Here is a 20,916-nt window from a genome sequence, read left to right on the forward strand (position 1 = left end):
AGGTGAACTCATGAGTAAGAAAAGACGTGATCGTCATAAAAAAGGACATCAAGAACCACAATTCGACTTTGACGAAGCAAAAGACTTGACTGTTGGTCAAGTCATTCGTAAGAATGAAGAGGTGGAGGCTGGAGTATTGCCTGAGGACAGTATCTTAGACAAATACATCAAACAACACCGTGAAGAGATTGAAGCTGACAAGTTTGAAACTCGTCAGTTTAAAAAAGAAGAACTGGCTTCTACTCAAAACCTAGAGGAAATGATCCAAGAAGTTCGTGAATCAAGTGAATCTTCTGATCAGGTAGACGATTCAGACATGGTTGCTGAGGAATCTATTGAAGAGATAGAAAATGAAGAGACTACTCAGTTTGTTCCACCCCTTCAAGATGAAGAAAGTGCTGAAATAGAGCCTCTCGTTTTAACAGAAACAGAGCCCAAGGAAATAAATGAGGAACGAGAAGAGGAGACCTATACACCTCTATCACGTTCGGCTCAAACAGAACCTGAAACAGGCTCTAAGAAGAAAGGTGTCATCATCATTGCTTCTGTAGTAGCTGCAATCCTTGTGCTTGCTGGAACATATTATGTCTACCGCCAAGTATCTCGTTCAAACCAAGAAATCCAGTCTTCTCAAGCAGACTCTTCGGATGATCAAGGGACACAAACAGCTTTGAAAGACTTCAATGATTTCTATGATACTTTCTATACAGATGCTAATAAGACTGCTCTGAAAAACAGCCAGTTTGATAAATTGAGCCAACTGAAAACCTTGCTAGATAAGTTAGAAGGTAGCCGTGATTATACACTAGCTAAGTCAAGATATGATAGCCTAGCAACTCAAATCAAGGCCATTCAAGATGTTAATGCCCTCTTTGAAAGCCCAGCTATTACGGACGGTGTCTTGGATACCAATGCGAAAGCCAAAGCGGATGCTAAATTTACAGAAATTAAGACAGGCAACACAGAACTAGACAAACTCTTGGATAAGGCCATTAGTCTTGGTAAGAGTCAACAAACCAGTGCTTCCAGCTCAAGTTCGAGCTCTAGCACGAGTCAAGCAAGCTCAAGTTCAGCTACAGAAAGTAATGCAAGCAGTACGACCCCTTCAACAAGCACCACGGCACCAGCTAGAGACACAAATGGTGGTTTGTCTGGCGATGGGGTTAATCTTCAAAGAAGTGCTAGTCGTGTACCTTACAACCAATCAGCTGTAGACGATAGCAACAACCCTGCTTGGACGTTTGCGGATGGTGTATTGGAACAAGTTCTAGCAACATCACGTGCTCGTGGCTATATCACTGGAAATCAATACATCCTAGAACGTGTCAATATTGTAAACGGAAATGGTTATTACAACCTCTATAAACCAGATGGAACCTATCTCTTCACCCTCAACTGTAAGACGGGTTACTTTGTAGGGAATGGTTCTGGTCATGCTGATGACTTGGACTACTAAGCAACCGTTACAAAATTCTTTCCTTTCATAGGTAAAAATGATAAAATAAAACATATTAAACAAGAGGAGTGTCACATGACAAAAGCTAACTTTGGTGTCGTTGGTATGGCCGTAATGGGTCGTAACCTTGCCCTAAATATCGAATCTCGTGGTTATACAGTTGCCATTTACAACCGTAGTAAAGAAAAAACAGAGGACGTAATTGCTTGCCATCCTGAAAAGAACTTTGTACCAAGCTATGACGTGGAAAGCTTTGTAAACTCAATCGAAAAACCTCGTCGTATCATGCTCATGGTTCAAGCTGGACCTGGTACAGACGCAACTATCCAAGCCCTTCTTCCACACCTTGACAAGGGAGATATCTTGATTGATGGAGGAAACACTTTCTACAAAGATACTATCCGTCGTAATGAAGAACTAGCAAACTCAGGTATCAACTTTATCGGTACTGGAGTTTCTGGTGGTGAAAAAGGTGCCCTTGAAGGGCCTTCTATCATGCCTGGTGGACAAAAGGAAGCCTACGAATTGGTTGCGGATGTTCTCGAAGAAATCTCAGCTAAAGCACCAGAAGATGGCAAACCATGTGTGACTTACATCGGTCCTGATGGAGCTGGTCACTATGTGAAAATGGTCCACAACGGTATCGAGTATGGTGACATGCAATTGATCGCAGAAAGCTATGACCTCATGCAACACTTGCTTGGCTTTTCTGCAGAAGACATGGCTGAAATCTTTACTGAGTGGAACAAGGGTGAATTGGACAGCTACTTGATTGAAATCACAGCTGATATCTTGAGCCGTAAAGACGATGAAGGTCAAGATGGGCCAATCGTAGACTATATCCTTGATGCTGCAGGAAACAAAGGAACTGGTAAATGGACTAGCCAATCAGCACTTGACCTTGGTGTGCCATTGTCACTGATCACTGAGTCAGTATTTGCTCGCTACATCTCTACATACAAAGAAGAGCGTGTACATGCTAGCAAGGTCCTTCCAAAACCAGCTGCCTTCAAGTTTGAAGGAGACAAGGCTGAGTTGATTGAAAAGATCCGTCAAGCCCTTTACTTCTCAAAAATTATCTCTTACGCACAAGGTTTCGCACAATTACGTGTGGCTTCTAAAGAAAATAACTGGAACTTGCCGTTTGCGGACATCGCATCTATCTGGCGTGATGGCTGTATCATCCGTTCTCGTTTCTTGCAAAAGATTACAGATGCTTACAACCGTGATGCAGACCTTGCAAACCTTCTCTTGGATGAGTACTTCTTGGATGTTACTGCTAAGTACCAACAAGCAGTGCGTGATATCGTAGCTCTTGCTGTTCAAGCTGGTGTACCAGTGCCAACCTTCTCAGCAGCTATTACTTACTTTGATAGCTACCGTTCAGCTGACCTTCCTGCTAACTTGATCCAAGCGCAACGTGACTACTTTGGTGCCCACACTTACCAACGTAAAGACAAAGAAGGAATCTTCCACTACTCTTGGTATGACGAAAAATAAGTAGGTCTGCCATGGGGAAACGGATTTTATTACTTGAGAAAGAACGAAATCTCGCTCATTTTCTCAGTCTGGAACTCCAAAAAGAGCAATACCGTGTTGATCTGGTTGAGGAGGGGCAAAAAGCCCTCTCCATGGCTCTCCAGACAGATTATGACTTGATTTTACTGAATGCTCGTCTGGGGGATATGACGGCCCAGGATTTTGCAGAGAGGCTGAGTCGGACAAAACCGGCCTCAGTGATCATGGTCTTGGACCATCGCGAAGAATTGCAAGACCAGATTGAGACAATCCAGCGCTTCGCCGTTTCTTACATCTATAAGCCAGTGATTATTGATAATCTAGTAGCTCGTATTTCAGCGATTTTCCGAGGTCGGGACTTCATTGACCAACACTGTAGTCAGATGAAGGTTCCAACGTCTTACCGCAACCTACGTATGGATGTAGAACATCATACCGTTTATCGTGGCGAGGAGATGATTGCTCTGACGCGCCGTGAGTATGACCTTTTGGCCACTCTCATGGGAAGCAAGAAGGTCTTGACTCGTGAGCAGTTATTGGAAAGTGTTTGGAAGTACGAAAGTGCAACAGAAACCAATATCGTGGATGTTTATATCCGTTATCTACGTAGCAAGCTTGATGTAAAAGGTCAAAAAAGCTACATTAAAACCGTGCGTGGTGTTGGGTACACCATGCAAGAATAGAAAAGCAGTTGCAGTTGTGTAACTGCTTTTTTTGAGAAATTTCTATATATTGACATACAATAAAGTCTTTGCTACAATCAGTTATGGAGGAAAGATCTAATGAAAAGATTTAAAATAATGATGCAAGTTGGACTAGCCGTCTTTTTCTTTGCTTTGCTAGCGACAAGCACCGTCTTTGCGGATGATGCTGATTCAGAAGGCTGGCAATTTGTCCAAGAAAATGGTAGAACCTACTACAAGAAGGGGGAACTAAAAGAAACCTACTGGCGGGTGATTGATGGGAAGTACTATTATTTTGATCCTTTATCTGGAGAGATGGTGGTCGGCTGGCAATATATACCTGCTCCACACAAAGGGGTTACGATTGGTCCTTCTCCAAGACAAGAGATTGCTTTTAGACCAGATTGGTTTTACTTTGGTCAAGATGGAGTACTACAAGAATTTGTTGGCAAGCAAGTGTTAGAAGCAAAAACCGCTACAAATACCAACAAACATCATGGGGAACAATATGATAGTCCAGCAGAGAAACGAGTCTATTATTTTGAAGATCAGCGTAGCTATCACACTTTAAAAACTGGTTGGATTTCTGACGAAGGGCATTGGTATTATTTACAGGAGGATGGTGGCTTTGATGCTCGCATCAACAGATTGACTGTTGGGGAGATAGCACGTGGTTGGATCAAGGCTTATCCTCTAACCTATGATGAAGAGAAGCTAAAAGCGGCTCCGTGGTACTACTTAGATCCAACAACTGGCATCATGCAAACAGGTTGGCAACATCTTGGTAATAAATGGTACTATCTCCGTTCATCAGGAGCCATGGCAACTGGCTGGTATCAGGAAGGCTCAACTTGGTATTATTTAGATGAACCAAATGGCGATATGAAAACGGGCTGGCAATACCTTGGGAACAAGTGGTATTATCTTCGTTCATCAGGAGCCATGGCGACTGGCTGGTATCAGGAAGGTTCGACTTGGTATTATCTACAAACAAGTAATGGCGATATGAAGACAGGCTGGTTCCAGGTCAATGGCAAATGGTACTATGCTTACAGCTCAGGTGCTTTAGCAGTGAATACGACCGTAGAAGGCTATTCTGTCAACTATAATGGCGAATGGGTCCAATAATGAAAGAGGCGATTGTGAAGGAAACAATCGCTTTTTTTGTGAAAATATAATAAAATAGATAGGAGAAAATACTACTGTATGAAATGAGACGGTCTTTTCGTCTGGTTAAAGGAAAACATGACAAAAAAAGTTGGTGTCGGTCAGGCACATAGTAAGATTATTTTAATAGGAGAGCACGCTGTTGTATACGGCTATCCTGCCATTTCCTTGCCTCTTTTGGAGGTGGAGGTGACTTGTAAGGTGGTTCCTGCTGAAAGTCCATGGCGTCTTTATGAGGAGGATACCTTGTCCATGGCAGTTTATGCTTCGCTGGAGTATTTGGATATCAAAGAAGCCTGCATTCGCTGTGAGATTGACTCGGCTATCCCTGAGAAACGGGGAATGGGTTCGTCAGCGGCAATCAGCATAGCGGCTATTCGTGCGGTATTTGACTACTATCAAGCCGACCTGCCTCATGATGTACTAGAAATCTTGGTCAATCGGGCTGAGATGATTGCCCATATGAATCCGAGCGGGTTGGATGCTAAAACCTGTCTCAGTGACCAACCTATTCGCTTTATTAAAAACGTTGGATTTACAGAGCTTAAGATGGACCTATCCGCCTATTTGGTCATTGCAGATACGGGCGTGTATGGTCACACTCGTGAAGCCATCCAAGTGGTTCAAAGCAAGGGCAAGGACGCCCTACCGTTTTTACATGCCTTGGGAGAATTGACCCAGCAAGCAGAAGAGGCAATTAGACAAAAAGATGCTGAAAAACTAGGACAAATATTCAGTCAGGCACATTTACATCTAAAAGAAATTGGTGTCAGTAGCCCTGAGGCAGATTCCCTCGTTGAAACGGCTCTTAGCCATGGTGCTCTAGGTGCCAAGATGAGTGGTGGTGGGCTAGGAGGCTGTATCATAGCCTTGGTAGCCAATCTGGACCAAGCAGAAGAATTAGCAAAACGATTAGAAGAGAAAGGAGCTGTTCAGACATGGATCGAAAGCCTGTAACAGTACGTTCCTACGCAAATATTGCCATTATCAAATACTGGGGAAAGAAAAAAGAAAAAGAGATGGTTCCTGCTACTAGCAGCATCTCTCTGACTTTGGAAAACATGTACACAGAGACGACCTTATCTCCTCTACCGACGGATGCGACTGCTGATGCATTTTATATCAATGGTCAACTACAAAATGAGGCTGAGCATGCCAAAATGAGCAAAATCATTGACCGCTACCGTCCAGAAGGTGAGGGATTTGTCCGTATTGATACCCAAAACAATATGCCAACGGCAGCGGGCCTGTCCTCAAGTTCTAGCGGTTTGTCCGCCTTGGTCAAGGCTTGCAATGCTTATTTTCAGCTTGGTTTGAATCGGAGTCAGTTGGCACAGGAGGCTAAGTTTGCTTCAGGTTCATCCTCTCGCAGTTTTTATGGACCACTCGGTGCTTGGGACAAGGATAGTGGGGAAATCTACCCTGTAGAGACAGACTTGAAACTAGCTATGATTATGTTGGTGCTGGAGGACAAGAAAAAACCAATTTCTAGCCGTGATGGGATGAAACTCTGTGTGGAAACCTCGACGACCTTTGATGACTGGGTGCGCCAGTCTGAAAAGGACTATCAGGAGATGCTGGTTTATCTCAAAGAGAATGACTTTGCCAAGGTTGGGGAATTAACGGAGAAAAATGCCCTAGCCATGCACGCTACGACAAAAACTGCTAGCCCAGCCTTTTCTTATCTAACGGATGCAACTTATGAAGCGATGGACTTTGTCCGTCAACTTCGTGAGCAAGGCGAAGCCTGCTACTTTACCATGGATGCTGGTCCCAATGTCAAGGTACTCTGTCAAGAGGAAGACTTGGAGCATTTGTCAGAAATCTTCGGTCAACGTTATCGCTTGATTGTGTCAAAAACAAAGGATTTGAGTCAAGATGATTGCTGTTAAAACTTGCGGAAAACTATACTGGGCAGGTGAATATGCTATTTTAGAGCCAGGGCAATTAGCCTTGATAAAGGCCATCCCCATCTATATGAAGGCTGAGATTGCTTTTTCTGACAGCTACCGTATCTACTCAGATCTGTTTGATTTCGCAGTGGACTTGACGCCAAATCCTGACTACAGCTTGATTCAAGAAACGATTGCTCTAGTGGAAGATTTCCTCGTTTATCGTGGGCAAACCTTGCGACCTTTTTCCTTGGCAATCCGAGGGAAAATGGAACGAGAAGGCAAAAAGTTTGGTCTAGGTTCTAGTGGTAGCGTCGTTGTTTTGGTGATCAAGGCCCTGCTGGCTCTGTATGATATTACGGTTGATCCGGAACTCTTGTTCAAGCTGGCTAGCGCGGTCTTACTCAAACGAGGCGACAATGGCTCTATGGGAGACCTTGCCTGTATTGTGGCAGAGGATTTGGTTCTCTACCAGTCTTTTGATCGAAAGAAGATAGCTGCTTGGCTGAAAGAAGTAAGCTTGGCAACAGTTTTGGAGCGTGACTGGGGCTTTTCTATCTCACACGTACAACCTGCCCTAGAATGTGATTTCCTAGTGGGATGGACCAAGAAAGTGGCTGTATCGAGTCAAATGGTACAGCAAATCAAGCAAAACATCAATCAGAATTTTTTAACTTCCTCAAAAGCAACGGTGTCTGCTTTGGTAGAAGCCTTGGAGCAGGGGAATGCAGAAAAAATTATCGAGCAGGTGGAAACAGCTAGTCGACTTTTAGAAGGCTTGAGCGCAGATATTTACACACCTTCGCTGAGACAGTTGAAAGAAGCCAGTCAAGATTTGCTGGCTGTTACCAAGAGTAGTGGCGCTGGTGGTGGTGACTGTGGCATTGCCTTGAGTTTTGATGTGCAATCAACTGAAACCATAAAAAATCGCTGGGCCGATCTGGGGATTGAGCTCTTATACCAAGAAAGGATAGGACATGACGACAAATCGTAAGGACGAGCATATCCGCTATGCCCTTGAGCAGAAAAGTTCCTATAATAGCTTTGATGAGGTGGAGTTGATTCATTCTTCCCTGCCTCTTTATGACCTGGATGAGATTGATTTGTCTACAGAATTTGCAGGTCGAAAGTGGGACTTTCCTTTTTATATCAATGCCATGACGGGTGGAAGTGATAAGGGGAGAGAAATCAATCAAAAGCTGGCTCAGGTGGCGGATGTCTGTGGGATTTTGTTTGTGACGGGATCTTATAGTGCAGCCCTAAAAGATCCAACAGATGACTCTTTTTCTGTCAAATCTAGCCATCCAAATCTCCTCCTTGGAACCAATATTGGCTTGGACAAGCCTGTTGAGTTAGGACTTCAGACTGTAGAAGAGATGAATCCTCTTCTCCTGCAAGTGCATGTCAATGTCATGCAGGAATTACTCATGCCAGAGGGAGAAAGAAAGTTTCGAAGCTGGCAATCGCATCTGGCAGACTATAGCAAGCAAATACCTGTTCCTATTATTCTCAAGGAAGTGGGCTTTGGGATGGATGTGAAGACTATCGAAAGAGCCTATGAACTGGGTGTTCGAACGGTTGACCTGTCGGGTCGTGGTGGTACTAGCTTTGCCTATATCGAAAATCGTCGCAGTGGCCAGCGTGATTACCTCAATCAATGGGGTCAGTCCACCATACAAGCCCTTCTCAATGCCCAAACCTGGAAAGACAAGGTCGAACTCTTGGTTAGCGGAGGGGTTCGAAATCCGCTGGATATGATTAAGTGCTTGGTCTTTGGTGCCAAGGCTGTAGGACTGTCACGTACCGTTCTAGAGTTGATTGAAACCTACTCCGTCGAAGAGGTGATTGGCATTGTCCAAGGCTGGAAAGAAGATCTGCGTTTGATCATGTGTGCCCTTAACTGTGCTACCATAGCGGATCTGCAAAACGTAGACTATATTCTTTATGGCAAACTAAAAGAAGCAAAAGATCAGATGTAGAGAGGTCGGGACAAGAATCCCGCCCTTTTTTGTAGCATTTTGTCAACTGTAGTGAGTTGATGAAACCTAGCTTATAGGAGCGATTTCTGTCCTATCTCCTTTTTCCATCCTCAGACCGAGGTGACTTTTTTGAATTGTGATAAAATAGAAGGGAGAGGATGCATCTATGAAAAAATTTCAAATCTTTTTATTTATTGAAGCCTGTCTGTTGACGGGAGCTCTGATTTTGATGGTATCAGAGCATTTTTCGCGTTTTCTGCTGATTCTATTCCTCTTTTTGCTCTTGCTCCGCTATTATACAGGTAAAGAGGGCAACAACGTTTTCCTCCTTGTGGCGACTATTCTTTTCTTTTTCATCGTCATGCTCAATCCCTTTGTGATATTAGCTATCTTTGTGGCAGTTATCTATAGTCTCTTTCTTCTCTATCCGATGATGAATCAAGAAAGAGAGGAAACCGACTTGGTCTTTGAAGAGGTGGTAACGGTTAAAAATGAACGCAATCCTTGGTTTGGCAATCTCCATCATTTCTCTAGTCACCAGACCTGTCAATTTGATGATATCAACCTCTTTCGCCTCATGGGTAAGGACACCATTCATCTAGAAAGAGTTATCCTAACCAATCATGACAATGTCATTATCCTTAGAAAGATGATCGGAACGACTAGGATTATCGTACCTGTAGATGTGGAAATCAGCCTCAGTGTTAACTGTCTTTATGGAGATCTTACTTTCCTCCATCAACCTAAGCGAGCCCTTCGAAATGAACACTATCATCAGGAAACCAGAGACTATCTCAAGAGTAACAAGAGCGTCAAGATTTTCCTAACTACTATGGTTGGTGATGTGGAGGTGGTCAGAGGATGAAAAAGCAATCCTATCTGTTAATCGGCCTGACTTCTTTCCTCTTTATCCTCTTTTTGACTAATAGTTTACTTGATATTTTTGAATTAGGCTGGTCCTATTTGCTACAGGATATCGAGAAAACAGAGAAACTCATCTTCTTGATCTTGGTCTTTAGCCTTTCCATGACCTTCTTTTTTGTCCTCTTTTGGCGCGTGATGGAAGAAATTTCTCGCAGAAAAATGCAAGTCAATCTCAAGCGACTGCTAGCAGGAAAAGAGGTGGTTGCCTTTGCAGATCCAGACTTGGACGCCAGTTTTAAGTCCTTGTCTGGCAAGCTCAATCTCTTGACAGAAGCTGTTCAAAAGGCTGAAAATCAAAGCCTGGTCAAGGAAGAAGCAATCATCGAGAAAGAACGAAAGCGGATAGCACGTGACCTTCACGATACAGTTAGTCAGGAGTTGTTTGCGGCCCATATGATTTTATCAGGTGTCAGCCAGCAGGCTTTGAAGCTGGATAGAGAAAAGATGCAGACCCAGTTGCAAAGTGTCGCAGCTATCCTTGAAACAGCCCAGAAAGATTTGCGGGTCTTGCTCCTACATTTGCGACCTGTTGAGTTGGAAGAGAAGAGTTTGGTTGAGGGGATTCAAATCCTCTTAAAAGAGCTTGAGGACAAGAGTGATCTCAAGGTTAGTCTCAAGCAAAATGTGTCTAAATTGCCCAAGAAGATTGAAGAACATATCTTCCGTATTTTGCAGGAGTTGATCAGCAATACCCTTCGCCATGCCCAGGCCTCTTGTCTAGATGTCTACCTCTATCAGACAGATGTTGAAGTGCAGCTGAAGGTGGTGGATAATGGGATTGGTTTCCAGTTGGGGAGTTTAGACGACTTGAGTTATGGACTGCGAAATATCAAGGAGCGAGTCGAAGATATGGCAGGAACGGTTCAACTTTTGACAGCTCCAAAGCAAGGACTGGCGGTTGATATCCGTATTCCCCTGCTAGATAAGGAATCATAAAGGAGTAGAGATGAAAATTTTACTGGTAGATGACCATGAAATGGTCCGATTGGGCTTGAAAAGCTATTTTGATCTCCAAGACGATGTGGAAGTTGTGGGCGAGGCTGCCAACGGATCTCAAGGTATTGAGTTGGCCTTGGAATTGCGTCCAGATGTCATTGTCATGGATATCGTCATGCCTGAGATGAATGGGATTGACGCGACCTTAGCCATCCTGAAAGAATGGCCTGAAGCCAAGATTTTGATTATAACTTCTTACTTGGACAATGAAAAAATTATGCCGGTCTTGAATGCGGGTGCCAAAGGTTATATGCTCAAGACTTCTAGTGCAGACGAACTGCTTCATGCCGTCCGCAAGGTGGCTGCTGGCGAGCTGGCCATTGAACAAGAGGTCAGCAAGAAGGTTGAATACCACCGTAATCATATGGAGCTTCATGAGGAGCTGACTGCGCGTGAGCGAGACGTACTTCAACTCATCGCCAAGGGCTACGAAAATCAGCGGATTGCAGATGAACTCTTTATCTCTCTCAAGACGGTCAAGACCCATGTGTCCAACATCCTAGCCAAACTTGAGGTCAGTGATCGCACCCAGGCTGCGGTCTATGCCTTTCAGCACCACTTGGTCGGGCAGGAGGACTTTTAGATGAGTCTTGAAGATTTACTTGTGGAGCTAGAAGCAGCAAAAGACCCTGAGAAAGCAGGCCCAATGGAAGCCTATATGCGCCATCAATTTCCCTTTTTAGGTATTGCAGGTCCTGAAAGAAACGCCCTCTATAAAAAGTATTTTCCAAGCGCGAAAAAAACAAAGATGATCGATTGGGATTTTGTAGACACTTGCTGGGAAAAGGAACCTAGAGAATACCAATATGTGGCTGCCAACTATTTGAAAGCCATGCAGTCTTATCTAACGAAGGACGATTTGCCTAAACTTGAGCGTCTGGTCGTGACCAAGTCCTGGTGGGACAAGGTAGATATCCTAGATCGAGTAGTAGGAAGTTTAGTGGCTAACCATCCGGAACTTGAAGAAGTGATTTTAAAATGGAGCCTATCAGACAATATCTGGTTGAGGCGAGTCGCTATTGACCACCAGTTGTTAAGAAAAGAAAAAACAAATGTCCAACTGATGGAAAAGATCCTGGTCAACAATCTGGATCAGACAGAATTTTTCATCAACAAAGTTATCGGCTGGGCCCTAAGAGACTACTCTAAAACCAATCCCGAATGGGTAGCACTTTATATTGAGAAAAATAAGAAACGAATGGCTGAACTTAGTATCAAGGAAGCGAGCAAGTACCTCTAGCACTATTGAAAAGCGCATTCATTACTTGAAAAAAGTCGCTATCATATGGTATAATGGACTGTATTAAAAATTTTAAGGAGAAATGACAGAATGTCTGTATCATTTGAAAACAAAGAAACAAACCGTGGTGTCTTGACTTTCACAATCTCTCAAGACCAAATCAAACCAGAATTGGACCGTGTATTTAACTCAGTAAAGAAAACTCTTAACGTTCCTGGTTTCCGTAAAGGTCACCTTCCACGCCCTATCTTCGACCAAAAATTTGGTGAAGAAGCTCTTTATCAAGATGCAATGAACGCACTTTTGCCAAACGCTTATGAAGCTGCAGTAAAAGAAGCTGGTCTTGAAGTTGTTGCGCAACCAAAAATTGACGTGACTTCAATGGAAAAAGGTCAAGACTGGGTTATCACAGCTGAAGTCGTGACAAAACCTGAAGTAAAATTGGGTGACTACAAAAACCTTGAAGTATCAGTGGATGTAGAAAAAGAAGTGACAGACGCTGACGTTGAAGAACGTATCGAACGCGAACGCAACAACTTGGCTGAATTGGTTATCAAAGAAGGCGCTGCTGAAAATGGCGACACTGTTGTTATTGACTTCGTTGGTTCTATCGACGGTGTTGAATTTGACGGTGGAAAAGGTGAAAACTTCTCACTTGGACTTGGATCAGGTCAATTTATCCCTGGTTTTGAAGACCAATTGGTTGGACACTCAGCTGGTGAAACTGTTGATGTTATCGTAACATTCCCAGAAGACTACCAAGCTGAAGACCTTGCAGGTAAAGAAGCTAAATTCGTAACAACTATCCACGAAGTAAAAGCTAAAGAAGTTCCAGCTCTTGACGATGAACTTGCAAAAGATATCGACGAAGAAGTGGAAACTCTTGACGAATTGAAAGAAAAATACCGCAAAGAATTGACTGCTGCGAAAGAAGAAGCATACAAAGATGCCGTTGAAGGCGCAGCAATCGATAAAGCTGTAGAAAACGCTGAAATCGTAGAACTTCCAGAAGAAATGATCCATGAAGAAGTTCACCGCTCAGTAAATGAATTCCTCGGAAACTTGCAACGTCAAGGGATCAACCCTGACATGTACTTCCAAATCACAGGAACTACTCAAGAAGACCTTCACAAACAATACGAAGCAGAAGCTGAGTCACGTACGAAGACTAACCTTGTTATCGAAGCAGTTGCCAAAGCTGAAGGATTTGACGCTTCAGAAGAAGAAATCCAAAAAGAAATCGAGCAATTGGCAGCAGACTACAATATGGAAGTTGCACAAGTACAAAACTTGCTTTCAGCTGACATGTTGAAACACGATATCACTATCAAAAAAGCTGTTGAATTAATCACAAGCACTGCAACAGTAAAATAATCTTAAAAGAGAAAAAGCCCACCTGACTAGGTGGGCTTTCTGTTGCACTATTTGCCAAAAATCTCTTTGAGGTCTGCATCTGTAATCCCGATCATGGCTGGGATGCTAGACCAGTTTTCCTCGGTGAGGGTGTAGGATTGTTCAGAGTCACTTGATGTGGCAGTTTCAGAGAAGGCTTGTTTACTTTCTTCAATATTAGTTTCAATTAAATCACTGAAACGCTCAATCAGATAGGTCTTGCGGGCAGTCCCGATATGCTTGACTGCATAGTCAAAGGCCTGTAATTCACCAAGAAGGATGAGCTTGCTCTTGGCCCGTGTAATGGCTGTGTAGATGAGATTTCGCTCCAGCATGCGCTTGCTAGCACTGGTGATGGGCAGGATGACAACAGGAAACTCGCTTCCCTGAGACTTATGAATACTCATGGCATAGGCTAGTCGAATTTTGTACCATTCATTACGTGGGTAGACGACTTCATTGCCATCAAAATCAATGACAATCTCGTCTTGTTTGGACTCGGTATATTTTCCAGGAATCAGGTCTGTGATGTAGCCTAGATCTCCGTTAAAGACATTGACTTCAGCGTCGTTGACTAGGTGGATAACCTTGTCTCCTGTTCGATAGTGACACTGAGTTGCTTCAAAGCTAACTTGCCCCTTTTGCTGAGGATTGAGCAGGTCTTGCATGAGTTGGTTGATGGCGTCAATACCAGCAGTTCCTCGATACATAGGCGCTAGCACCTGAATATCACGAGCCGGAATGCCACTTCTGAGGGCAGCGCCGAGGATTTTCTCAATGGTAGCTGGGATATGGCCACTAGCGATTTCAAAGTAGGAACGGTCTGCCTTTTTCTGGGTAAAGTCGGCTGGCAAGATGCCTTGTCGAATCTGACTCGCCAAGGTAACGATAGTTGATTCTTCGCTCTGACGGTAAATTCGTTCCAAGCGAGTCTGAGGAATCAGGGGTATCTGGAGCAGGTCAGCCAGGACTTGTCCGGGACTAACAGAAGGTAACTGGTCGCTATCACCTACGATGAGAATTTTACTGTTAGAAGAGATGTTGGAGAAAAGTTGGTTGGCTAGCCAAGTGTCCACCATGGAAAACTCATCTACAATGATAAAATCGGCATCCAGATAATCTTCCAGATGACTGGTATCATCGTCTCCTGTCATCCCCAAATGACGGTGTATGGTCGCGCTAGGCAAACCTGTTAATTCATTCATGCGCCGAGCCGCTCGACCAGTTGGAGCTGCTAGAAGGATCGGCAGATTGCTTTTTTTCCTGAGATCAAGTCCTTCTAAAAGGGCATAAACAGCGATAATCCCATTGATAACAGTCGTCTTACCAGTACCAGGTCCACCTGTTAGGATAAAGACCTTGTTCTGGATAGCGTCGCAGATAGCCTGTTTTTGGATGCTATCGTACTGAATCCCCAGTTCTTGCTCGACAGTAGCGATATGCTTGTGAATGGTTTCTAGATCTTGGCTCTTCTGTTTTCCTTTTTCAAGGATACTAACCAAGTGACTGCGAATGCCTTCCTCAGCGAAAAAGAGGCTGTTATCAAAGATTTTAGTATCAATCTGCTGAACCTTATCTTCTTCGATCAGATGAGATAATTCCTGAGCGACTTGGCTGGGATCGAGTTCCACGGGACGGGAAGATTCGAGAAGAGTCAGGGTTTGTTCCAGCAAATCTCGGGCTTCCATATAGGTATCGCCCGTATCCATACATCCCTGAAAAAGACTATGAACAAGACCAGCACGGAAGCGTTCAGGAGCTTGACTTTCGATGCCTAGTTCTGCAGCCAATTGGTCAGCAATGGTAAAGCCCAAACCCTTGATATCTTCGACCAGTTGGTAGGGGTAGTTTTCGACAATATCCAGCGTTTCTTCCTTGTAAAAGTCTTGAATCTGAAAAGCTAGTTTATTGGGAATGCCGTAGTTAGCTAGTTTAGCTAAGACCATCTCCGTTCCGTAGTTAAGACGAAGAGTGGAAACAAAAGCCTCACGGTTTTTGGCAGAGAGTCCTGAGATACCTTCTAGCTTTTCAGGATGTTCCAGAATTTCGTCAATGGTATTGTCACCATAGCTATCAACGATTTTTTGGGCCGTTTTGAGACCAATTCCCTTGAAATGGCTACTAGAAAAGTACTTGACTAGACCCTTACTAGTGGGTTTTGCCCGCTCATAACGACTGATCTGTAGCTGTTCCCCATACTTGGAGTGCTGAACGATTTGTCCCCAAAAAGTGTAGTCTTCACCCTCAATCACGTCCGCCATAGTTCCTGTAACAATGATTTCAAAATCGTCAAAGTCCTCCGCATTGGTATCTTCGATATCTAGGAGGAGAATGCGATAAAAATTACTGGGATTTTCAAAAATAATCCGTTCAATGGTGCCTGAAAAATAAACTTCCATAGGTTTCCTTTACATGAGTTCGTGAGAATTGGTCTCTTAGCAACTTTGAAAAAACTAGATGACTAAAAGGTTTATTCTCACAATAGAAAAAGAGACTGAGACTTAGCATTCTCGGCCTCTTCCTTATCTTAAAAAGTTCCGATACGGTTAAGTGGCCAGAAACGGAATTTTGCTTCACCTTTTATATCGCTGGCCTTGAAGGTACCAACGTGGCGGCTGTCGCTAGAGACTAGACGATCGTCACCAAGGAGAAGGTACTCACCTTGAGGGACAGTAAAGCTGAAGCTGGTGTTGGAATTGACATCAACCGTAAAGGCTTGTGCTTTTTGAGCAAGTTCTCTAAAGTAAACTCCCTTATTGCCTTCAAATCCTTTGCCAGTATAGGTGTTCTGCAACTTTTCTGTTTTGAACAAGTTGAGGTACTCAGCTAGGTAAGGTTCATTCGTTTCTTCACCGTTGATAAAGAGTTTGTCATTTTCGTAGCGGATGGTATCACCAGGCATGCCGATAACCCTTTTGACAATGTCTTTATTTCCGTCTTCCTCATGCGCAACCACGATGTCGAAGCGGTCAATTGGGAGATGTTTAACAACGAAGAGAACTTCTCCGTCGGCTAGGGTAGGGTCCATAGAGTGTCCTTCTACACGGACATTGCTCCAAAGAAAGATACGGCTAAGACCGACCAGTGCGATAATGAGGAAGAAAACTCCCCATTCTTTTAGAAATGTTTTAAACGAATTCATAATTTACCTTTCTAGAAGTGTTTTGGCTTTTTCAGTGTTTTTAAAATGCAGTTTGGCACAGAAACGAAGTCCTTTCATGCCATAGGCTTGAAGGATTTTGCTAGCAACCTTATCAGATGCAGTTCCAGCGCCGCTTGGCAGTTGATAGCCTAGTTCTCGTCCAAGATTTTCCAAGTTTTCGAGGAAGAGGTCACGAGCGATGATGGAGCTAACTGCAACAGCCAGGTATTTTCCCTCGGCTTTTTCTTCTAAGCTAATTTTGTTTGGAAAACGGTTAGCTTCTTGCGCCAAGTACTTGTTATAGTTTTTAGGACTTGTAAAAGCGTCAATCACGATTTTTTCTGGCTGGACTCCTTTTTGAAGGAGAAGAAAGATAGCCTGATTGTGAAGGGCAACCTTTACAGAAACAGCATTGTAACGCTCACCGATAACTTCATTATACTTGCTAGGTGAAAGGAGGAGCGCTTGGTGCTGGATTTTTTCCTTGAGGATTGGGGCAATCTGACGAATCTTTTGGTCTGTCAGAGTCTTAGAATCCCCCACACCCAGTTTTCGCAAGAAGTCATGCTGGTCAGGTGTTACGAAGGAAGCCACGACAGCCAACCCACCAAAGTAGGAACCATTTCCCACCTCATCGGTCCCAATCATAGGAAAATCTTGACCACTGTTTTCTTGTTGAACTTGATAACCAAAGAAACTAGCGTATTGCTCAGCAGCTTCGCCCTGCAGGAGGACTTTTCCAGAAGTATAGATGGAAACCGTTGCCTGAGGAAAGCGCAAAAAATAGCGGATATAGGGATTTTTACTAGGACTGAGAGCCTTCTGATACTGACTTAAAAAGCTCTGAATTTCCTGTTCACTTGGTGTGAGTGTGATACTTGCCATAGTCTCTATTGTACCACAAAAGTAGGAGAATTGGTAAAAACTGACAAAGTTAGCGAAATTTGGTATAATATCGTGAGGTGAATTTTATGGCAAATCTAAATCGATATAAGTTTACATTCGGGAAAAAGACATTAACCTTGACAACCGAGCATGACAACCTCTTTATGGAGGAAATTGCCAAGGTTGCGACTGAAAAATACCAAGCAATTAAAGAACAAATGCCTGGGGCGGATGATGAGACCATTGCGCTTCTTTTGGCGGTCAACTGTCTGTCTACACAGCTCAATCGTGAAATTGAATTTGATGACAAGGAGCAAGAGTTGTTAGAACTCCGCCACAAGTTAATTGCTGTCAAACAAGAACAGAGCAAGATTGAGGATTCCCTATGATTTCAATCCTACTCTTATTGGTTCTGGCTTGGGGCTTTTACATCGGCTACCGTAGAGGTTTGGTCCTGCAAGTTTATTATTTCCTCGTGGCAGTGATTTCAGCCTTTGTTGCGGGACAGTTTTATAAATCACTGGGTGACCACTTTCACTTGCTTGTCCCTTATGCCAATCCTCAGGAAGGACAGGGCACCTTTTTCTTCCCTTCAGACCAGCTGTTTCACCTAGACAAGGTCTTTTATGCGGGCCTAGCCTACCTTTTAGTTTTTGGGATTTGCTACACTATCGGACGTTTTATCGGTTTGTTCCTGCACTTGATTCCAACTAAAAAGCTTGATGTCAAATGGTTGCGTATCGGATCAGGCCTTTTGTCTCTATTGGTAACCTTATTTGTCTTGCAAATGGCTTTGACCATCCTTGCAACAGTGCCTCTGGCAGTCATTCAAAATTCACTCGAAAAAAGTATAGTAGCCAAACATATCATCCAAAGTGTCCCTTTTACGACAAACCTTATCAAACAACTTTGGGTGACAAATTTAATCGGATAAAAAGGGCGGGATTTTTCCTAGCCCTTTGTTTACAGATTGGACGACTAGGTCAAAACCTCTAGTTGCTATAATCTTGTAAACCAGCATACAAGGAAAAAATATGAATACAAAAATACTAGAAACCTTAGAATTTAATAAAATCAAGGCCTTGTTTGAACCTCATCTCCTGACTGAGCAAGGATTAGAGGAGCTAAAAGGCTTGGCTCCAACTGCCAAGGTGGATAAGATCAATCAAGCCTTTACAGAGATGGAGGAAATGCAAGCTCTATTTGTGGAGCAACCTCACTTTACCATCCTAGCGACGCGTGAGATATCAGCGGTTTGTAAGCGTCTGGAGATGGGAGCGGACCTCAATATTGAGGAGTTCCTGCTCCTCAAACGGGTCTTGCTTGCTAGCAGAGAGTTGCAAAGTTTTTATGCCAATCTTGAAAATGTACGCTTGGAACAGTTGGCGAGATGGTTTGAAAAACTGCATGAGTTTCCACACTTGCAAGGAAGTCTCCAAGCTCTAAATGATGCAGGATTTATCGAAAATTTCGCCAGTGAAGAGCTAGCACGCATCCGTCGGAAAATCCATGATAGCGAGAGTCAAGTTCGAGATGTCTTGCAAGACTTGCTCAAGCAAAAAGCGCAGATGTTGACGGAAGGAATAATCGCTAGCAGAAATGGCCGTCAAGTTTTACCAGTAAAGAACACCTATCGCAATAAGATTGCAGGTGTTGTCCATGACATCTCTGCCAGTGGAAACACGGTCTACATCGAGCCACGTGAGGTGGTCAAGCTGAGCGAAGAAATCGCTAGTCTGCGAGCTGACGAACGCTATGAGATGATTCGCATCCTGCAGGAACTCTCAGAACGCGTTCGTCCTCATGCTGCAGAGATTGCTAATGACGCTTGGATTATCGGCCATCTAGACTTGATTCGTGCCAAGGTGCGTTTTATTCAAGAAATGCAAGCGGTTGTTCCTCAACTTTCAGAGAACCAAGAGATTCAACTCCTTCATGTTCGCCATCCTTTGGTCAAAAATGCTGTCGCAAATGATGTACACTTTGGTAAGGAATTAACAGCCATTGTCATTACAGGTCCCAATACGGGTGGGAAGACCATCATGCTCAAAACCCTTGGCTTGACTCAACTCATGGCCCAATCTGGTTTGCCCATTTTAGCTGATAAAGGAAGCCGTATTGCTATTTTCGAGGAAATCTTCGCGGATATTGGGGATGAGCAGTCTATTGAACAAAGTTTGTCTACCTTCTCCAGCCACATGACCAATATCGTAGATATTCTTGGCAAGGTCAACCAACATTCACTCTTACTCTTGGATGAGTTGGGGGCTGGTACAGATCCTCAAGAGGGAGCCGCCCTTGCTATGGCTATTCTGGAGGATCTTCGTCTACGTCAGGTCAAGACCATGGCGACGACCCACTATCCAGAACTCAAGGCTTATGGCATTGAGACAGCCTTTGTGCAAAATGCCAGCATGGAGTTTGACACAGCTAGTCTGCGTCCGACCTATCGCTTTATGCAGGGAGTTCCTGGTCGAAGCAATGCCTTTGAAATCGCCAAACGTCTGGGCTTGTCAGATGTCATCGTAGGAGATGCCAGCCAGCAGGTCAATCAAGATAATGATGTCAACCGTATCATTGAGCAATTGGAAGAGCAAACGCTTGAAAGTCGCAAACGCTTGGACAATATTCGTGAGGTGGAGCAAGAAAACCTCAAGATGAACCGAGCACTCAAAAAACTCTATAACGAGCTCAATCGTGAAAAGGAAACTGAGCTCAACAAGGCGCGTGAACAAGCTGCCGAGATTGTGGAACTCGCTCTAAGTGAAAGTGACCAGATTCTCAAAAATCTCCATAGCAAGTCTCAACTCAAACCCCACGAAATCATTGAAGCCAAGGCTAAACTGAAAAAACTAGCTCCTGAAAAAGTCGACTTGTCTAAAAACAAGGTCCTTCAAAAGGCCAAGAAAAAGCGAGCTCCAAAGGTTGGGGATGATATCATTGTTCTCAGTTATGGTCAGCGTGGTACCCTGACCAATCAACTTAAGGATGGTCGCTGGGAAGCCCAAGTTGGCTTGATCAAGATGACCTTGGAAGAGAAAGAATTTGACCTTGTTCAGGCTCAGCAAGAAGCTCCAGTCAAGAAAAAACAAGTCAATGTCGTCAAACGTACATCTGGACGTGGTCCACAAGCCAGACTGGATCTCCGAGGCAAACGGTACGAAGAGGCTATGAATGAGCTGGATGCCTTTATCGACCAAGCCCTGCTTAATAATATGGCTCAGGTTGATATTATCCATGGTATCGGAACGGGAGTCATCCGTGAGGGCGTCACCAAATACCTACAAAGAAACAAGCATGTTAAGAGTTTCGGCTATGCTACACAGAATGCTGGGGGCAGTGGTGCCACCATTGTAACCTTTAAAGGATAGAGAGAAGAAGGATTCACTCTTTCTGAAAAAAGAAGTGAAAAGTCAAAAATTTTCATAGAATATATTGACAAAGACTAACTTTTCTTGTAGAATAATAAAAAATAAAATACCAACACCGAATGAAGTTTAATAGAAGTGGAGAAAGGTTTGTTTTCCATGACTGTAAATGGACGGAACTCTGGAGAGACCGTAAAGGCACCGAAGGGGCAAGGCAGGTAACTGCTCAAACTCTCAGGTAAAAGGACAGAGCTAGGATAGACCGCTTTTTGGC

The 20,916-nt window shown here is 43.7% G+C and carries 19 protein-coding genes and 1 riboswitch; of the genes, 16 read left to right on the forward strand and 3 right to left on the reverse strand.

Annotation, left to right across the window (positions count from 1 at the left end):
• Nucleotides 1-10 precede the first annotated feature (10 nt).
• From mapZ to tig, 13 genes are all read left to right on the forward strand, one after another.
• A complete protein-coding gene (gene mapZ, locus AB2B49_RS01605; protein WP_320691866.1) occupies nt 11-1,456 on the forward strand; it encodes a cell division site-positioning protein MapZ in 1,446 nt (481 codons plus the stop codon).
• A 75-nt stretch (nt 1,457-1,531) separates the two neighbouring features.
• Nucleotides 1,532-2,956, forward strand: a complete 1,425-nt coding sequence (gene gndA, locus AB2B49_RS01610; protein ID WP_071851569.1) for an NADP-dependent phosphogluconate dehydrogenase — start codon at nt 1,532-1,534, stop codon at nt 2,954-2,956.
• A gap of 11 nt (nt 2,957-2,967) precedes the next feature.
• A complete protein-coding gene (locus tag AB2B49_RS01615; protein ID WP_007520625.1) occupies nt 2,968-3,657 on the forward strand; it encodes a response regulator transcription factor in 690 nt (229 codons plus the stop codon).
• A 99-nt stretch (nt 3,658-3,756) separates the two neighbouring features.
• On the forward strand, nt 3,757-4,785 hold the full coding sequence (cbpF, locus tag AB2B49_RS01620; protein WP_049504855.1) for a choline-binding protein CbpF: 1,029 nt from the start codon (nt 3,757-3,759) through the stop codon (nt 4,783-4,785).
• A 117-nt stretch (nt 4,786-4,902) separates the two neighbouring features.
• Nucleotides 4,903-5,781, forward strand: coding sequence for a mevalonate kinase (gene mvk, locus AB2B49_RS01625; protein ID WP_049504853.1), 879 nt, complete (start codon nt 4,903-4,905; stop codon nt 5,779-5,781).
• Nucleotides 5,763-6,716: a diphosphomevalonate decarboxylase gene (gene mvaD, locus AB2B49_RS01630; protein WP_049504851.1), complete on the forward strand. Its 954-nt coding sequence runs from the start codon at nt 5,763-5,765 to the stop codon at nt 6,714-6,716. Before mvk ends, mvaD begins: the two co-directional genes overlap by 19 nt.
• Nucleotides 6,703-7,710 (forward strand): phosphomevalonate kinase, encoded by a 1,008-nt coding sequence (locus tag AB2B49_RS01635; RefSeq protein ID WP_049504849.1) that lies wholly within the window; start codon nt 6,703-6,705, stop codon nt 7,708-7,710. The genes mvaD and AB2B49_RS01635 overlap by 14 nt, the downstream gene beginning before the upstream one ends.
• A complete protein-coding gene (gene fni / locus AB2B49_RS01640) occupies nt 7,694-8,695 on the forward strand; it encodes a type 2 isopentenyl-diphosphate Delta-isomerase (protein WP_049504847.1) in 1,002 nt (333 codons plus the stop codon). The genes AB2B49_RS01635 and fni overlap by 17 nt, the downstream gene beginning before the upstream one ends.
• Nucleotides 8,696-8,861: 166 nt before the next feature.
• Nucleotides 8,862-9,560 (forward strand): cell wall-active antibiotics response protein LiaF, encoded by a 699-nt coding sequence (gene liaF / locus AB2B49_RS01645; protein ID WP_000714487.1) that lies wholly within the window; start codon nt 8,862-8,864, stop codon nt 9,558-9,560.
• Complete coding sequence (locus AB2B49_RS01650; protein WP_049504845.1) at nt 9,557-10,555, forward strand: envelope stress sensor histidine kinase LiaS; 999 nt, start codon at nt 9,557-9,559, stop codon at nt 10,553-10,555. The genes liaF and AB2B49_RS01650 overlap by 4 nt, the downstream gene beginning before the upstream one ends.
• A gap of 10 nt (nt 10,556-10,565) precedes the next feature.
• Nucleotides 10,566-11,198 carry a response regulator transcription factor gene (locus AB2B49_RS01655; protein WP_049504843.1) on the forward strand — a complete coding sequence of 211 codons (633 nt, stop codon included), beginning with the start codon at nt 10,566-10,568 and terminating at the stop codon, nt 11,196-11,198.
• Nucleotides 11,199-11,855: a DNA alkylation repair protein gene (locus AB2B49_RS01660; RefSeq protein ID WP_320691867.1), complete on the forward strand. Its 657-nt coding sequence runs from the start codon at nt 11,199-11,201 to the stop codon at nt 11,853-11,855. It abuts the gene before it with no gap.
• A 90-nt stretch (nt 11,856-11,945) separates the two neighbouring features.
• Nucleotides 11,946-13,229: a trigger factor gene (gene tig / locus AB2B49_RS01665; protein ID WP_000116504.1), complete on the forward strand. Its 1,284-nt coding sequence runs from the start codon at nt 11,946-11,948 to the stop codon at nt 13,227-13,229.
• A 47-nt stretch (nt 13,230-13,276) separates the two neighbouring features.
• Here the strand turns inward: tig and recD2 are convergent, their stop codons facing one another.
• The 3 genes from recD2 to rnhC form a co-directional block, all read right to left on the reverse strand.
• A complete protein-coding gene (gene recD2, locus AB2B49_RS01670) occupies nt 13,277-15,646 on the reverse strand; it encodes an SF1B family DNA helicase RecD2 (protein WP_320691868.1) in 2,370 nt (789 codons plus the stop codon).
• Between the two features lie 128 nt (nt 15,647-15,774).
• Nucleotides 15,775-16,389, reverse strand: a complete 615-nt coding sequence (gene lepB, locus AB2B49_RS01675; protein ID WP_001083992.1) for a signal peptidase I — start codon at nt 16,387-16,389, stop codon at nt 15,775-15,777.
• A 3-nt stretch (nt 16,390-16,392) separates the two neighbouring features.
• Nucleotides 16,393-17,274 carry a ribonuclease HIII gene (gene rnhC / locus AB2B49_RS01680; RefSeq protein WP_049504837.1) on the reverse strand — a complete coding sequence of 294 codons (882 nt, stop codon included), beginning with the start codon at nt 17,272-17,274 and terminating at the stop codon, nt 16,393-16,395.
• Nucleotides 17,275-17,360: 86 nt separating this feature from the next.
• Here rnhC and zapA point away from each other — a divergent pair, with 86 nt between their 5' ends.
• The 3 genes from zapA to AB2B49_RS01695 all read left to right on the forward strand — a co-directional run bounded on the left by zapA (nt 17,361) and on the right by AB2B49_RS01695 (nt 20,645).
• Nucleotides 17,361-17,663 (forward strand): cell division protein ZapA, encoded by a 303-nt coding sequence (gene zapA / locus AB2B49_RS01685; protein ID WP_000002028.1) that lies wholly within the window; start codon nt 17,361-17,363, stop codon nt 17,661-17,663.
• Entirely contained in the window at nt 17,660-18,208 is a 549-nt protein-coding gene (locus AB2B49_RS01690) for a CvpA family protein (protein WP_000623539.1), read from the forward strand. Before zapA ends, AB2B49_RS01690 begins: the two co-directional genes overlap by 4 nt.
• A 100-nt stretch (nt 18,209-18,308) precedes the next feature.
• The gene (locus AB2B49_RS01695) at nt 18,309-20,645 is read left to right on the forward strand and encodes an endonuclease MutS2 (protein WP_049504834.1); all 2,337 of its coding nucleotides are present in this window, start codon (nt 18,309-18,311) and stop codon (nt 20,643-20,645) included.
• A gap of 168 nt (nt 20,646-20,813) precedes the next feature.
• Nucleotides 20,814-20,902, forward strand: a riboswitch (glycine riboswitch).
• The last annotated feature ends 14 nt before the right edge of the window (nt 20,903-20,916 follow it).

Origin of the sequence: Streptococcus jiangnanensis (assembly GCF_040888325.1) — a bacterium.
GTDB lineage: Bacteria > Bacillota > Bacilli > Lactobacillales > Streptococcaceae > Streptococcus > Streptococcus jiangnanensis.